The following is a 15,340-nucleotide window of genomic DNA, read 5'->3' as shown; positions in this document are numbered from 1 at the left end:
ACACAACGCCGGGGGTCGGCCGCGCCTGCGCGATCCTGACGGGTACCCGGCGCCGCGCACCCCGTGCCCTGCCCCGCTCACGAGACAAGGACGTCCCATGACCAACCCGATCGCCGCGCTCCGCCGCCTGGACCGCCAGCACTACCTCTACATCGCCGTCATCGTGGCGGTGATCCTCGGCGTCACGGTCGGGCTCGTCGCCCCCGAGGCGGGCGTGGCCCTCAAGCCCGTCGGCGACGCGTTCGTCGCGCTCATCAAGATGATGATCGCGCCCATCATCTTCTGCACCATCGTGCTCGGCGTCGGCTCGGTCGCGAAGGCCGCCACGGTCGGCCGCGTCGGCGGGCTCGCGCTCCTGTACTTCATCGTCATGTCGACGTTCGCGCTCGCGATCGGCATGGTGGTCGGCAACCTCATCCACCCGGGCGAGGGCCTCGACCTCCGGGGCCTGCGGGCGCCGGAGGGCTCGACCGAGGCGACGGGCGAGAAGGACTTCCTCCTCTCGATCATCCCCACGTCGCTGCTGTCGTCGCTCACCTCGGGCAGCATCCTGCAGACCCTGTTCGTGGCGCTCCTCGTCGGCTTCGCGCTGCAGCAGCTCGGCACGCGCGGCGAGCCGGTGCTGGAGGGCATCCGCAACATCCAGATCCTGGTGTTCCGGATCCTCAGCATGGTCATGTGGGTCGCCCCGATCGGCGCGTTCGGCGCCATCGCGGCGGTCGTCGGGGCCACCGGGTTCCAGGCGGTCATCAGCCTCGCGACGCTCATGATCGGCTTCTACATCACGTGCGCGCTCTTCATCGTCGTGGTGCTGGGCACGCTGCTCTGGTTCGTCGCCCGGGTCAGCATCTTCAAGCTGATGCGGTACCTCGGCCGCGAGTACCTCCTCATCGTCTCGACCTCGTCGTCCGAGGTCGCGCTGCCCCGCCTCATCGCGAAGATGGAGCACGTCGGCGTCTCGAAGCCCGTCGTCGGGATCACCGTCCCCACGGGCTACTCGTTCAACCTCGACGGCACGGCCATCTACCTCACGATGGCGTCGCTCTTCATCGCGAGCGCGCTGGGCAGCCCGCTGGCGCTCGGCGAGCAGGTCTCGCTGCTGGTGTTCATGATCATCGCGTCGAAGGGCGCCGCGGGCGTCACGGGCGCCGGCCTCGCGACGCTGGCCGGCGGCCTCCAGTCGCACCGCCCCGATCTGGTGGACGGCGTCGGCCTCATCGTGGGCATCGACCGCTTCATGTCGGAGGCGCGCGCCCTCACGAACTTCACCGGCAACGCGGTCGCGACCATCCTCATCGGCACCTGGACCCGCGGCATCGACGCCGACCGCGTGGCCCTCGTCCTCGGCGGCGGCGACCCGTTCGACGAGAAGAGCATGGGCACCGAGCACGGGGCCGCCCAGAAGGCGCCGGCGCAGGCCCTCGAGGCCGACGTCACGCGCTCCGGCGACCTCGGCGACGACGCCCGCGGCACCACCCGGTGACACCCGGTCGGGGTGGCGCCGGGGCCATCCCGGCGTGGTCCCGAGCGTGTCCGATCCGTTACGCTGTGAGGTCACAGGAGGTACGACCATGGATGCACGCGAAGAGGGTCACGGCGCCACGCGCGTGCCCGAGCAGTACACGAGCACGGACACCACGGCCACCTTCCGGGACGAGCTGGGGGCCGCGCTCGCGGGCCTCGACGGCGGAGTCTCCGCGGACGAGAAGGACGCCGTCACGGCGCTCCCGTCCGGATCCGCGCTCCTCGTGGTCCGCCGCGGACCGAACCAGGGCGCGCGCTTCCTCCTCGACGCCGACGTCACCGTCGCGGGGCGCCACCCGGACGCCGACATCTTCCTCGACGACGTCACCGTCTCGCGTCGTCACGCGGAGTTCGTGCGCGAGGGCACCACGTTCCAGGTCAAGGACCTCGGCTCGCTGAACGGCACGTACTTCGACGGCGTCCGCATCGACACGGCCCTGCTGCAGGACGGCGCCGAGGTCCAGGTCGGCAAGTTCCGCCTCACGTTCTACGCCTCGCGCGCCGACCTCGTCGGCCGGACGATCGAGTAGTGCCGGCGTCCGCCGCCCGGTCGACGCCCGCCCGCACCCCCGGACTCCTCAGCATCGGGCAGGTGCTCGCGCGGCTCACGCCGGAGTTCCCCGACCTCACCAACAGCAAGCTCCGCTTCCTCGAGGAGCAGGGCCTCGTGCAGCCCTCCCGCACGGAGTCCGGCTACCGCAAGTTCAGCCCGGCCGACGTCGAGCGCCTCCGCACGGTGCTCGGCATGCAGCGCGACCACTACCTCCCGCTGAAGGTCATCCGCTCCTACCTGCGCGACCTCGACGCCGGCCTGTCGCCCGCGCTCCCCGGCGCGGCCACCGCGCCCGCCGCCTCCATGCTCGACCAGGAGCGGCGCTTCAACCGCGCCGAGCTCGTGCGCGAGTCCGGCGCGACGGCCCCGCTCCTCGGCGACGCGATCACCGCGGGCGTGCTCGTGCCGGCCGAGGTCTACGGCGAGGAGGCGGTGCAGGTCATGCGCGCGCTCGTCGAGCTGCAGCGCACGGGCATCGAGCCCCGCCACCTCCGCGGCTTCCGCCAGGCAGCGGAGCGCGAGCTGAGCCTCATCGAGTCGGCGCTCGTGCCGGTCTCCCGGCGCCGGGACGCGTCGAGCCGGGCGCACGCCGCCGAGCTCGCGCGCGAGATCGCGACGCAGCTCGAGGTGGTGCGCGGCAGCCTCATCCGCTCGGCTCTGGGCCGCCTCTCCTCCTGAGCGCCCCCGGAGATCGCTGCGGGCATCCCGCGGCGTCCCGCATCGGCGCTCCTCCTCCTCCGACGGGGCGCGCGCGGACCGCCCCGGCCCGTAGACTGGCGTGTCCGCTCGGGACGCCCGTCCGTCGGGAGGATCCGAGCGGCGCCGGCCGACAGGCGCCCCCGATGGGGGCGCGGGGCGGGCCGGGACGACACGCCGGGCGCTCAGGCCGGATGTCGTTGCTCGGGCCCGTGGGCCCCGCTACCGTGAGAGCACGACCCCGACGAACCGACCCGCATCAGCGCACGCTCCCCTCCGGGACCCGCGCTGGGGGGGTGGAAGGCAGAACGATGAGCGACTCCACCCCGGACTCCGGGCGCTACGACCTCGGTCTGCTCTTCACCGACGGCCTCCCCGAGATGGACGCGAGCGCCGGCTACCGCGGTGCCGTCGCCGCCCGCGCCGCCGGGATCACCTACCGCCAGCTCGACTACTGGGCCCGCACCGGCCTCGTCGAGCCCACCGTCCGCGGGGCCTCCGGCTCCGGCACGCAGCGCCTGTACGGCTTCCGCGACATCCTCGTCCTCAAGCTCGTCAAGCGCCTCCTCGACACGGGCATCTCGCTGCAGCAGATCCGCACCGCGGTGAACCAGCTCCGCGAGTCCGGCGTCGTCGACCTCGCCCAGACGACGCTCATGAGCGACGGCGCCAGCGTCTACCTCTGCACCAGCAACGACGAGGTCATCGACCTCGTGAGCCGCGGCCAGGGCGTCTTCGGCATCGCGGTGGGCAAGGTGCTCCGCGAGGTCGAGCACTCCCTCGTCGAGATCGACACGCAGACTGTCGACCCCACCGACGAGCTCGCCGCCCGTCGCGCCGTCCGGGCCTCCTAGACCCGAGCGTCCGCTCCGCGCCGGCTCCCGCGCCGGCTCCCGCGCCGGCTTCCGCTCCGGGAGGCCGCTCCTCCCGCGCGCCATCCGCCGCGGGGCGTCACGCCGTGCTCGCGTCCGGCCGCTCGACGCTCCGGTTGGACGGGGGGGGGGCGGCGTGGCCGAGGCCGCCCGGCCGCCCGGACGACGAACGCCGCCCCTCGACGAGGAGCGGCGATCCGGGAGCGAGCGGGTCAGCGTGCGGCGTTCTCCGCGTAGTCGCCGATCTTCGCCGTGCGCATGATGCGCTCGAGCAGCTGGTCGAAGTTGCGCGCCATCTCCTGCGCGCTCTCGCCGGGCCACACGTGCAGCGGCTTGGCCGCACCCTGCGCCTGCTGGAGCGATGTGCGCTCGGGCAGCTGGGGGCTGAGCACGAGGGGACCGAACATGTCGCGGAGCTCCTTGATGCGGAACTGGTGCTCGAGCGACTGGACGCGTGCGCGGTTGACGATGATGCCGAGCGGCTGCAGGCGCGGCGAGAGGCCGCGGCGGATCTCCTCGATGGCGCGCAACGCGCGGTCGGCGGCCGCGACGGAGAAGAGGCCGGGCTCGGTGACGACGGTGACGCGGTCGCTCGCGGCCCAGGCGGTGCGCGTGAGGGCGTTGAGCGAGGGAGCGCAGTCGATGAGCACGAGGTCGTAGTCGGCCTCGACGTTGGCGAGGGCCTCCTCGAGCTTCCAGATGTCGCGGATGCTCGGGTGCGGCCCGTCGAAGTTGATGGCGGACGGGCTGCCGATCATGACGTCGATGGTGCCCGTGCGGCCCTTGGTCCAGCCGCTCGGCGCGATGGCCGCGCGGACGATCTTCTCCTTGGGGGAGGCGAGCACGTCGGCGACGTTGAGGTGGCCGGCGACCTGGATGTCCATGCCCGTCGAGACGTCGGCTTGCGGGTCGAGGTCGACCACGAGGGTCCTCAAGCCGCGGGAGAAGGCGGCGGACGCCAGTCCCAGGGTCACTGTGGTCTTTCCCACGCCCCCCTTGAGGGAGCTGACGCTCAGTACATGCACGAGGGAGAGGCTACCGTCGATACTCTGGGAGAACCTAAACGCGTCGCCCCCGAAGCCCTGCCGACGAGAGGCCCGCCATGTTCACGAAGATCCTCGTCGCCAACCGGGGGGAGATCGCGATCCGGGCGTTCCGCGCCGCCGTCGAGCTGGGCGCCCGTACCGTGGCCGTGTACCCGCACGAGGACCGTGGCTCCCTGCACCGGCTCAAGGCGGACGAGGCGTACCTCATCGGCGAGGAGGGGCACCCGGTCCGGGCGTACCTCGACGTCGACGAGATCATCCGGGTGGCCGTCGAGTCGGGCGCCGACGCCATCTACCCGGGCTACGGCTTCCTGTCCGAGAACCCCGGGCTGGCACGGGCGGCCGCCGCGGCCGGCATCGTCTTCATCGGACCCGGCTCGGACGTGCTGGAGATGGCCGGCAACAAGGTCACGGCCAAGGAGCACGCGACCGCGGCGGGCGTCCCCGTCCTCGCGTCGACGCCGCCGTCGACCGACGTCGCCCTGCTGCTCGAGCAGGCGGAGGCGATCGGCTTCCCGATCTTCGCGAAGGCCGTGGCGGGCGGCGGCGGACGCGGCATGCGCCGGGTCGAGCGCCCGGAGGACCTCGAGGAGGCGCTGCGCGCCGCCATGCGCGAGGCGGACAGCGCCTTCGGGGACCCCACCATGTTCCTCGAGCAGGCGGTGCTGCGGCCCCGGCACATCGAGGTGCAGATCCTGGCCGACGCGACGGGGGAGACCGTCCACCTCTTCGAGCGCGACTGCTCGGTGCAGCGCCGCCACCAGAAGGTCGTGGAGATCGCGCCCGCGCCCGACCTCGACCCGGGGATCCGCGACGCGATGCACGCGCACGCCGTCGCGTTCGCGCGGAGCATCGGCTACGTCAACGCGGGGACCGTCGAGTTCCTGCTCGACACGGACGGCCCGCGGAAGGGCCAGCACGTCTTCATCGAGATGAACCCGCGCATCCAGGTCGAGCACACGGTCACCGAGGAGGTCACCGACGTCGACCTCGTGCAGTCGCAGATGCGCATCGCCGCGGGGGAGACGCTCGCCGACCTCCGTCTGCACCAGGGGGACATCGTGCTGCGCGGCGCGGCGCTGCAGTGCCGCATCACCACGGAGGACCCGGCGCAGGGCTTCCGGCCCGACACGGGGAAGATCACGTCCTACCGCTCGCCGGGCGGCGGCGGCATCCGCATCGACGGCGGCACGGTCGCCACCGGGGCGCAGATCAGCCCGCACTTCGACTCCCTCCTCGCCAAGCTCACGTGCCGCGGCCGCGACTTCCCGTCGGCGGTGACGCGCGCGAAGCGGGCCCTCGCCGAGTTCCGGATCCGCGGGGTCTCCACCAACATCCCCTTCCTCCAGGCCGTGCTCGACGACCCGCAGTTCCAGGCGGGCGATCTCAGCACGTCCTTCATCGACGAGCGGCCGGGGCTCGTGCGGAGCAACGTCTCCCAGGACCGCGGGACGAAGATCCTCAACTGGCTGGCCGACGTGACGGTGAACCAGCCGAACGGCCCGCGGCCCGGCACGCCGCGACCGGCCGACAAGCTGCCCGCGCTCGACCTGCGGCGGCCCGCGCCCGCCGGATCCCGCCAGCGCCTGCTCGAGCTCGGTCCCGCGGGCTTCGCCGCGGCGCTCCGTGCGCAGACGGCCCTCGCGGTCACCGAGACGACGTTCCGCGACGCGCACCAGTCGCTGCTCGCGACGCGCGTCCGCACGCGCGACCTCGTGGCCGTCGCGCCGTACGTGGCGCGCATGACGCCCGAGCTGCTGTCGGTCGAGGCCTGGGGCGGCGCCACCTACGACGTGGCCCTCCGCTTCCTCGGCGAGGACCCGTGGGAGCGCCTGGCGTCGCTCCGCGAGGCCCTGCCCAACGTCGCGATCCAGATGCTGCTGCGCGGCGCCAACACGGTCGGCTACACCCCGTACCCGGCCGAGGTCACCGACGCGTTCGTCGAGGAGGCCGCGGCCACGGGAGTGGACGTGTTCCGGATCTTCGACGCGCTCAACGACGTCGAGCGGATGCGCCCCGCCATCGACGCCGTGCTCGCCACCGGCACCACGGTCGCGGAGGTCGCGCTCTGCTACACGGGGAACCTGCTCGACCCAGCTGAGGACCTCTACACGCTCGACCACTACCTGCGGCTCGCGGAGCGCAGCGTCGCCGCCGGGGCGCACGTCCTCGCGATCAAGGACATGGCGGGCCTCCTCCGGCCGGCCGCCGCCGAGCGGCTCGTCACGGCGCTGCGCCGGGAGTTCGAGCTGCCCGTGCACGTGCACACCCACGACACGGCGGGCGGACAGCTCGCCACGCTGCTCGCCGCCAGCCGCGCCGGGGCCGACGCGGTCGACGTCGCGAGCGCGCCCATGTCGGGCACCACGAGCCAGCCGTCCGCGTCCGCCCTCGTCGCCGCGCTCGCGCACACGGAGCGCGACACCGGCCTCTCCCTCGATGCGGTGAGCGACCTCGAGCCCTACTGGGAGGCGGTCCGGCGCATGTACCGGCCCTTCGAGTCCGGGCTGCCCGGCCCGACCGGGCGCGTGTACCGGCACGAGATCCCCGGCGGCCAGCTCTCCAACCTGCGGCAGCAGGCCATCGCGCTCGGGCTCGCCGACGACTTCGAGCTCATCGAGGACATGTACGCCGCGGCCGACCGGATCCTCGGCCGCATCCCGAAGGTCACGCCGTCGTCGAAGGTGGTCGGCGACCTCGCGCTCCAGCTGGCGGCGGCGAAGGCCGACCCGGCCGACTTCGAGCGGAACCCCGGCGACTACGACATCCCGGACTCCGTCATCGGCTTCATGGCGGGCGAGCTGGGCGACCTGCCGGGCGGTTGGCCGGAGCCCTTCCGCACGCGCGTGCTGCGGGGCCGCGACGTGCGCATCGGGATCACGCCGCTCTCCGACGACGACCGGCGCGCGCTCGAGATGCCCGGCGCGGACCGCCGGCGGGCGCTGAACCGCCTGCTCTTCCCGCAGCCGACGGAGCAGTTCGAGACCATCCGGGGGCTGTTCGGCGACCTGTCCGTGGTCGACACGGAGGACTACCTCTACGGGTTGCGCCAGGGCCGGGAGCACGTCGTGCGGATCAGCCGGGGCGTCGACGTGCTCATCGGCCTCGAGGCCGTGGGAGACGCCGACGCGTCGGGCATGCGCACGCTCCTCGCCGTGATGAACGGACAGCTGCGGCCCGTCTTCGTGCGGGACCGCGGCATCGCCGTCACGACCGCCGTCGCCGAGAAGGGGGACGCGTCGCGTCCCGGCCACGTGTCCGCGCCGTTCTCCGGCGTCGTGACGCTCAAGGTCGAGCCGGGCGACCGGGTGGTGGCCGGTCAGCCGGTGGCGTCCATCGAGGCCATGAAGATGGAGGCGGCCATCACGTCGCCCGTCGCGGGACGCGTCGCGCGCCTCGCGGTGCCGACCACGCAGCAGGTCGACGCGGGCGACCTGCTCGTCGTCGTCGAGATCGAGGAGTGAGGCACGGGATGACCGACACGGACCGGATGCAGGACGAGCGCTACGACCTCGTGATCGTGGGGGCCGGATCCGGCAACTCCATCGTCGACGAGCGCTTCGCCGACCAGCGCGTGCTCCTCGTCGACGACGGGGAGCACTTCGGGGGCACCTGCCTCAACGCGGGCTGCATCCCCACGAAGATGCTCGTGCACGTGGCCGACGTCGCCGCCGCGGCCCGCGACGGCGCGGCGCTCGGCATCCGCGCGTCGGTCGACGCCGTCGACTGGCCGGCCATCGCCGCGCGCGTGTTCGGCCGCGTCGACGCCATCAGCGAGGGCGGACGCGAGTGGCGCGAGAGCGGCATGGAGAACGTGACGCTGCTGCGCGAGAGCGTGGGCTTCGAGGCGCCGGGCGTGCTCGTGTCGGCGAGCGGGCAGCGGATCCTGGCGGACCGCGTCGTGCTCGCCGCGGGGTCCCGACCCCGCCCGCTGGCGGCCGTGTACGCGCCGGACCCGGCGATCCACGACTCCGACTCCATCATGCGCATCGCCGAGCTGCCCGCGTCGCTCCTCATCGTGGGCGGCGGCTACGTCGCCGCCGAGTTCGCGCACGTCTTCAGCCACCTGGGCGTGCGCGTGACCCAGGTCGCCCGGTCCTCGCACCTGCTCGGCAACCTCGACGAGGACGTGTCCACGCGCTTCACGACGCTCGCGCGCACGCAGTGGGACGTCATCACCGACTGCGAGGTGGAGGAGATCGAGCGCGACGGCGACGTGCTCCGCTCGCGCCTGGCGTCCGGGCACCTGGTCGAGACGGAGGCCGTGCTCGTCGCGCTCGGCCGCATCCCCAACACCGACACGCTGGCGGTCGCGAACGCCGGCTACGACCTGCACGCGGACGGCCGCATCGTGGTCGACGACCGGCAGCGCGTGCTCGCCGGCGGCGAGCCCGTGCCCGGCGTGTTCGCGCTCGGCGACATCAGCGCCGAGCACCAGCTCAAGCACGTGGCCAACCACCAGGCGCGCGTGGTGCAGCACAACCTGCTGCACCCGGACGACCTCACCGGCGGCGCTCCCGGGCCCGTCCCGCAGGCGGTCTTCTCGCGCCCGCAGATCGGCTCGTTCGGCCTGACGGAGGCGGAGGCGCGCGCGGCGGGGCCCGTCGTCACGATCGAGCAGCCCTACTCGTCCACGGCCTGGGGCTGGGCCCTCGAGGACACGACGTCGTTCTGCAAGCTCGTGGTGGATCCGCGCGACGGCGGCACGCTCCTCGGCGCGCACATCATCGGCTCGGACTCCGCGGCGCTGATCCAGCCGCTGCTGACGGCCGCGAGCCTCGGCCACCGCGTCACGGGCCTCGCCCGCGCGCAGTACTGGCCGCACCCGGCCGTCACCGAGGTCGTCGAGAACGCGCTGCTGGCCGCCGAGTCGGCCGTGTCCGACTGGGCACGCGAGAATGGAGCGGGCCTCGCGCCCGCGGGCGCCGATCGACCCTGACCGCCGGCCCGCAGGACCCACGGAAGCAGAGAATGACTGAACGACAGATCCGCCTCTTCGGCGATCCGGTGCTGAAGACCGTCTCCTCGGAGATCCACGAGATCGACGAGGGCGTGCGCGCCCTGGTCGAGGACCTCCTCGACAGCGTGCGGCCGGACGGCCGCGCCGGCGTGGCCGCCGCCCAGATCGGCGTGAACCTCCGGGCCTTCAGCTACAACGTGGGGCCGTCCTTCGGCTACATCCTCAACCCGGTCATCGAGGAGCTGCGCGGCGAGGCCGTGCTCGTGGACGAGGGCTGCCTCTCCGTGCCGGGCCTCTGGTTCCCCACGATGCGCCACCCCGAGGCCGTGATCAGCGGCATCGACCTCGACGGGGAGCCGGTGCGCCTCGAGGGCACGGGCGTGCTCGCCCAGGCCTTCCAGCACGAGGTCGACCACCTCGACGGCCTGGTGTACCTCGACCGGCTCGACAAGCAGCGCCGCCGCGAGGCCATGAAGCAGGTCCGCGAGTCCGGCTGGTTCTGACCCGCGCCGATCCGTCGACCCGCGCGCTCGCGCGGGCCGACGACGCCGGTCAGTGCACCAGCGAGTGCCCCTCGGTCGTCGGCGCTGCCTCGTAGATCCGCGTGATCACGTCGGCGAACGCGTCGAGCACCACCTGGCGCTTGATGCTGAGCTTCGGCGTCAGGTGCCCGGCCGCCTCCGTCAGCTCCACCGGCAGCACGACGAACTTCCGGATCGACTCCGCGCGCGACACCGTCGCGTTCGCCGCGTCGACCGCCCGCTGCACCTCGGCGAGCACGGCCGGGTTCTGCGACGCCTGCTCGAGCGTCAGCGCCGGGTCCTGGCCGTTGTTCGCCAGCCACACCTTGAGCATCTCGGGGTCCAGCGTGATGAGCGCCGAGATGAACGGCCGCCGGTCGCCCGCCACCACGACCTGCCCGACGAGCGGGTTCGCGCGGATCGGGTCCTCGAGCGCGGCGGGCGCCACGTTCTTGCCGCCGGCGGTCACGATGATCTCCTTCTTGCGGCCCGTGATCGTCAGGTAGCCGTCGGCGTCGTAGCTGCCGAGGTCGCCCGTGCGGAACCAGCCGTCGTCGAAGACCTCCGCCGTCGCCTCCTCGTCCTGCCAGTAGCCGTCGAAGACGTTGACGCCCTTGACCTCGATCTCGCCCTCGTCGGTGATCCGCGTCGCGACGCCGGGCAGCGCCGGGCCGACCGTGCCGATGCGGAAGCCCTTCACGAGGTTCACGCTGACGGGCGCCGTGGTCTCCGTGAGGCCGTAGCCCTCGAGGATCGTGAGGCCGAGCGACCGGTAGAAGTGCCCGAGGCGGAGGCCGAGGGGTGCGGATCCGCTCACCGCGAAGCGCACGCGCCCGCCCATCGCCTGTCGGATCTTGGAGTACACGAGCGCGTCGAAGAGCCTGTACTGGGCCTTCAGCGCGAAGGGCACGCGCCCGGCGTCGACCGCCACGGAGTGCGCGTACGCGACCTCGGCGGCCTTCCGGAACACCTTGCCGCGGCCGGCTCCCTCCGCCTTCTGCTCGGAGGAGTTGTAGACCTTCTCGAACACGCGCGGCACGGCGAGGAGGAACGTCGGTTTGAAGGACGCGAGCGCGGGCAGCAGCTGCGTCGTGTCGGCCTGGTGCCCGGTCTTCACGCCCGCCTGCACGTTGAGGATCGAGATGAACCGGGCGAAGACGTGCGCGGTCGTGATGAACAGGAGCGTCGACGCGCCGACCCGCACGACCTCCTCCATGGCGACCTCGGCATTGCGGGCGAGCTCCACGAAGTTGGCGTGCGTGAGGATGCAGCCCTTCGGCCGGCCCGTCGTCCCGGACGTGTAGATGAGGGTCGCCATGTCGGAGCCGACCGCGAGGTTCCGTCGCCGCTCGATCTCCGCGTCCGGCACGTCGACGCCCCGCTCGGCGAGCTTGTCGAGGTCGCCGAGGTCGATCTGCCACACGCGGCGCACGTCGGGGAGGTCCGGGTGCACCTCGTCGAAGCGGGAGAAGTGCTCCGCCGACTCGAGGATCACGGCGACGCTGCCGGAGTCCTGCAGGTTCCAGTGCACCTGGCCGGGGGAGGACGTCTCGTACACGGGGACGAGGACGGCGCCCGCGAAGAAGACCGCGAAGTCGACGAGGGTCCACTCGTAGCGCGTGCGGCACATCATGCCGATGCGCTCACCCGGCTCGATGCCCGAGGCGACGAGCCCCTTCGCGAGGGCGACCACCTGGGCGTGGAACTCGCGCGCCGTGACGTCGCGCCAGCCGTCCCCGTCCGGCAGCGCGAACAGCGGAGCGTCGGGGCTCGTCCTCACGCGGTGCACCAGGACGTCGGTGACGTTGTCGTCGGGCCGCGCCTCGACGGCGGCGGGCATGATGTGCTGTTCCACGGCAACTCCCTCGGTACCGGAAATGGATGTTCCCACAGTATCTGCGCGGGGTCTCCGGGCGCGCGTCCCCGGACGGGGGCGTCCGGGGCGTCGGTAGGATCGTCAGGCGAGAACAACGGAAGGGCCCGCCACGTGCATGCAATCGGGATCGACATCGGCGGGACGAAGATCGCGGGAGCGGTGGTCGACGAGCTCGGCGCCATCGCGGCCGAGGCCCGCACGCCCACCGAGGCGAGCAGCCCCGATGCCATCGTCGAGGCGGTCGTGGCCATGGTCGAGGGCCTCCGCGCCGAGCACCCGGATGCGGTCGCCGTGGGCGTCGCCGCCGCGGGCTTCATCGACGCCGCGCAGTCCACCGTCTACTACGCCCCGAACATCAACTGGCGCAACGAGCCCGTGCGCGAGCGGCTGCGGCGCCGCATCGACCTCCCCATCGTCATCGAGAACGACGCCAACGCCGCCGGTTGGGCGGAGTTCCGCTACGGCGCCGGACGCCTCGTGAGCGACATGGTGACCCTCACCATCGGCACGGGCGTCGGCGGCGCGATCGTGGCCGACGACCGCCTCTTCCGCGGCGGCTTCGGCGCCGGCGCCGAGCTCGGCCACATGCGCGTCGTGCCCGACGGCCTGCCGTGCGGCTGCGGCGCGCGCGGCTGCATCGAGCAGTACGGATCCGGCCGCGCCCTCCTCCGCACCGCCAACGAGCTCGCCGACCTCGGCGGCACCCACGGCGACGGCCTCGCCGCGCGCCGCCGCGAGGTCGGCACGCTCAACGGGCACGACGTCAGCGACCTGATCCAGGCGGGCGATCCGGGTGCCCTCGCGGCCCTGCGGCGCCTCGGCTCCTGGCTCGGGGAGGCCGCGGCGAGCATCGGCGCGATCCTCGACCCGCAGATGTTCGTCATCGGCGGCGGCGTGGCGCAGGCCGGCGACCTGCTGCTCGACCCCATCCGCGAGGCCTACCTGTCGCACCTGCCGGCGCGCGGCTACCACCCGGAGCCCGAGTTCCGCATCGCCGAGCTCGTGAACGACGCGGGCGTCGTGGGCGCGGCCGACCTCGCGCGCCTGCACGCTGCCGCGCTGCGCCACGGGGCCTGACCCGCGCCGTCCTCGCCTCGGAGGCCCGGCGGCCGACGCGGCCCCCGCTGGCTATGCTGGATCCCGACCCCGCCCGGAAGGTGGCCACCCGATGTTCTACTGGTTCATGAAGAACCTGGTCGCCGGACCCCTCCTGCGGAGCACGTTCCGCCCCTGGGTCACCGGTCTCGAGAACATCCCCGCCAAGGGCGGCGTCATCCTCGCGAGCAACCACCTCTCGTTCATCGACTCGGTGTTCCTGCCGCTGCTGGTGGACCGCAACCTCGTCTTCCTCGCCAAGAGCGACTACTTCACGGGCACCGGCCTCAAGGGCTGGGCCACGAAGATGTTCTTCACGGCCACCGGCATGCTCCCCATCGACCGCTCCGGCGGGAAGGCGTCCGAGGCGTCGCTCAACACGGGCCTCCGCGTGCTCGCCGAGGGCCGGATGCTCGGCATCTACCCCGAGGGCACCCGCAGCCCCGACGGCAAGATGTACCGCGGGCGCACGGGCGTCGCCCGCATGATCCTCGAGGGCGAGGTCCCGGTCGTCCCGATCGCCATGATCGACACGGAGAAGGTCATGCCCATCGGCACGCGCATCCCCAAGGTCCGCCGGATTGGTGTGGTCATCGGCGAGCCGCTAGATTTCAGTAGGTTCGCCGGCCTCGAGGGAGACCGCTTCATCCTCCGCTCCATCACCGACGAGATCATGTACGAGCTCTCGAGGCTGAGCGGCCAGGAGTACGTCGACGTCTATGCGACCTCGGTCAAGGAGAAGCGCGCGAGCGCGGCCCGCTGACCGTCTCCCGCACCGCCTCCACCGCGCACACGCGCACGACACGAACCGGGATCCCACCGTGGCCTCAGAGCACCTCGTCCCCGCCCACCCCGACGTCCTCGCGGGCCTCGACCACTGGCGCACGCTCGAGGTCAAGCAGCAGCCGGCCTGGCCCGACGCCGCGGCCGTGCACGCCGCCAGCGCCGAGATCGCCCTGCTCCCGCCGCTCGTCTTCGCGGGCGAGGTCGACCAGCTGCGCAGCCGCCTCGCCGCGGCAGCCGACGGCCGCGCGTTCCTCCTCCAGGGCGGCGACTGCGCCGAGACCTTCGCGGGCGCCACGGCCGACCAGATCCGCAACCGCGTGAAGACCGTCCTCCAGATGGCGGTCGTCCTCACGTACGGCGCGGCGATGCCCGTCGTGAAGATGGGCCGCATGGCCGGCCAGTTCGCGAAGCCGCGCTCGAGCGACTCCGAGACGCGCGGCGACCTCACGCTGCCGGCGTACCGCGGCGACATCGTGAACGGCTACGATTTCACGCCCGAGTCGCGCGCGGCGGATCCCGCGCGCCTCGTGAAGGGGTACCACACGGCCGCCAGCACGCTGAACCTCATCCGCGCCTTCACGCAGGGCGGCTTCGCCGACCTCCGCGAGGTGCACAGCTGGAACAGGGGCTTCGCCGCGAACCCCGCGAACCAGCGCTACGAGCACCTCGCCCGCGACATCGACCGCGCCATCAAGTTCATGGAGGCCGCCGGCGCCGACTTCGACGACCTCAAGCGCGTCGAGTTCTACACCGGCCACGAGGGCCTCCTCATGGACTACGAGCGGCCCATGACCCGCATCGACTCGCGCACCGGCACGCCGTACAACACGTCGGCGCACTTCATCTGGATCGGGGAGCGCACCCGCGACCTCGACGGCGCGCACGTCGACTTCCTGTCCCGCGTCCGCAACCCCCTGGGCGTCAAGCTCGGCCCGTCGACGACGCCCGAGACCGTGCACGAGCTCATCGAGAAGCTCGACCCGGACCGCGAGCCCGGTCGCCTCACCTTCATCACGCGCATGGGCGCGGGGCGCATCCGCGACGCGCTGCCGCCCCTGCTCGAGGCCGTCAAGGCGTCCGACGCCAACCCGCTGTGGGTCACGGATCCCATGCACGGCAACGGGCTCACCACGCCCACCGGCTACAAGACGCGGCGCTTCGACGACGTGGTGGACGAGGTGCAGGGCTTCTTCCAGGCCCACCGCGCGGCGGGCACGCACCCGGGCGGCATCCACATCGAGCTCACGGGCGACGACGTCACCGAGTGCCTCGGCGGATCCGAGCACATCGACGAGGCGACGCTCGCCACGCGCTATGAGTCGCTGTGCGACCCGCGCCTCAACCACATGCAGAGCCTCGAGCTCGCGTTCCTGGTCGCCGAGGAGCTGGCCGCCGCGCGCGGCTGACCGCT

The 15,340-nt window shown here is 72.6% G+C and carries 12 protein-coding genes; 10 read left to right on the top strand and 2 right to left on the bottom strand.

What is annotated here, in order from left to right; genetic code table 11:
• Positions 1-97 precede the first annotated feature (97 nt).
• The 4 genes from AWH51_RS11125 (at position 98) to AWH51_RS11110 (ending at position 3,627) form a co-directional block, all read left to right on the top strand.
• Positions 98-1,483 (top strand): cation:dicarboxylate symporter family transporter, encoded by a 1,386-nt coding sequence (locus tag AWH51_RS11125; protein ID WP_063072139.1) that lies wholly within the window; start codon positions 98-100, stop codon positions 1,481-1,483.
• An 88-nt stretch (positions 1,484-1,571) separates the two neighbouring features.
• Positions 1,572-2,054, top strand: a complete 483-nt coding sequence (locus AWH51_RS11120; protein WP_063072138.1) for an FHA domain-containing protein — start codon at positions 1,572-1,574, stop codon at positions 2,052-2,054.
• Positions 2,054-2,755, top strand: a complete 702-nt coding sequence (locus tag AWH51_RS11115) for a MerR family transcriptional regulator (protein ID WP_063072137.1) — start codon at positions 2,054-2,056, stop codon at positions 2,753-2,755. The genes AWH51_RS11120 and AWH51_RS11115 overlap by 1 nt, the downstream gene beginning before the upstream one ends.
• Before the next feature lie 329 nt (positions 2,756-3,084).
• A complete protein-coding gene (locus AWH51_RS11110) occupies positions 3,085-3,627 on the top strand; it encodes a MerR family transcriptional regulator (RefSeq protein WP_063072136.1) in 543 nt (180 codons plus the stop codon).
• Between the two features lie 230 nt (positions 3,628-3,857).
• Here AWH51_RS11110 and AWH51_RS11105 read toward each other — a convergent pair whose 3' ends face one another.
• Positions 3,858-4,670 carry a ParA family protein gene (locus tag AWH51_RS11105; RefSeq protein WP_045528295.1) on the bottom strand — a complete coding sequence of 271 codons (813 nt, stop codon included), beginning with the start codon at positions 4,668-4,670 and terminating at the stop codon, positions 3,858-3,860.
• Positions 4,671-4,747: 77 nt separating this feature from the next.
• Between AWH51_RS11105 and AWH51_RS11100 the strand changes: the two genes are divergently transcribed.
• From AWH51_RS11100 to AWH51_RS11090, 3 genes are read left to right on the top strand one after another with little or no spacing between them, the layout of a single operon-like run.
• Positions 4,748-8,155 (top strand): pyruvate carboxylase, encoded by a 3,408-nt coding sequence (locus tag AWH51_RS11100; protein WP_063072135.1) that lies wholly within the window; start codon positions 4,748-4,750, stop codon positions 8,153-8,155.
• Between the two features lie 8 nt (positions 8,156-8,163).
• Positions 8,164-9,630, top strand: coding sequence for a mycothione reductase (locus AWH51_RS11095; protein ID WP_063072134.1), 1,467 nt, complete (start codon positions 8,164-8,166; stop codon positions 9,628-9,630).
• Between the two features lie 32 nt (positions 9,631-9,662).
• Complete coding sequence (locus AWH51_RS11090) at positions 9,663-10,154, top strand: peptide deformylase (RefSeq protein WP_063072133.1); 492 nt, start codon at positions 9,663-9,665, stop codon at positions 10,152-10,154.
• A 49-nt stretch (positions 10,155-10,203) separates the two neighbouring features.
• Here AWH51_RS11090 and AWH51_RS11085 read toward each other — a convergent pair whose 3' ends face one another.
• Positions 10,204-12,027 (bottom strand): AMP-dependent synthetase/ligase, encoded by a 1,824-nt coding sequence (locus AWH51_RS11085; protein ID WP_063072132.1) that lies wholly within the window; start codon positions 12,025-12,027, stop codon positions 10,204-10,206.
• Positions 12,028-12,159: 132 nt separating this feature from the next.
• On the opposite strand from AWH51_RS11085, the gene AWH51_RS11080 reads away from it, so the two are divergent.
• The 3 genes from AWH51_RS11080 to AWH51_RS11070 all read left to right on the top strand — a co-directional run bounded on the left by AWH51_RS11080 (position 12,160) and on the right by AWH51_RS11070 (position 15,335).
• Positions 12,160-13,125, top strand: a complete 966-nt coding sequence (locus AWH51_RS11080) for an ROK family glucokinase (RefSeq protein ID WP_063072131.1) — start codon at positions 12,160-12,162, stop codon at positions 13,123-13,125.
• 91 nt (positions 13,126-13,216) lie between these two features.
• Positions 13,217-13,906 carry a lysophospholipid acyltransferase family protein gene (locus AWH51_RS11075; RefSeq protein WP_053774695.1) on the top strand — a complete coding sequence of 230 codons (690 nt, stop codon included), beginning with the start codon at positions 13,217-13,219 and terminating at the stop codon, positions 13,904-13,906.
• Between the two features lie 58 nt (positions 13,907-13,964).
• Positions 13,965-15,335 carry a class II 3-deoxy-7-phosphoheptulonate synthase gene (locus AWH51_RS11070; RefSeq protein WP_063072130.1) on the top strand — a complete coding sequence of 457 codons (1,371 nt, stop codon included), beginning with the start codon at positions 13,965-13,967 and terminating at the stop codon, positions 15,333-15,335.
• The last annotated feature ends 5 nt before the right edge of the window (positions 15,336-15,340 follow it).

This window comes from Clavibacter tessellarius, assembly GCF_001618005.1.
Classification (GTDB): Bacteria; Actinomycetota; Actinomycetes; order Actinomycetales; family Microbacteriaceae; genus Clavibacter; species Clavibacter tessellarius_A.
Note: the sequence above shows the minus strand (reverse complement) of the source record. Positions and strands in the feature narration are given on the sequence as shown.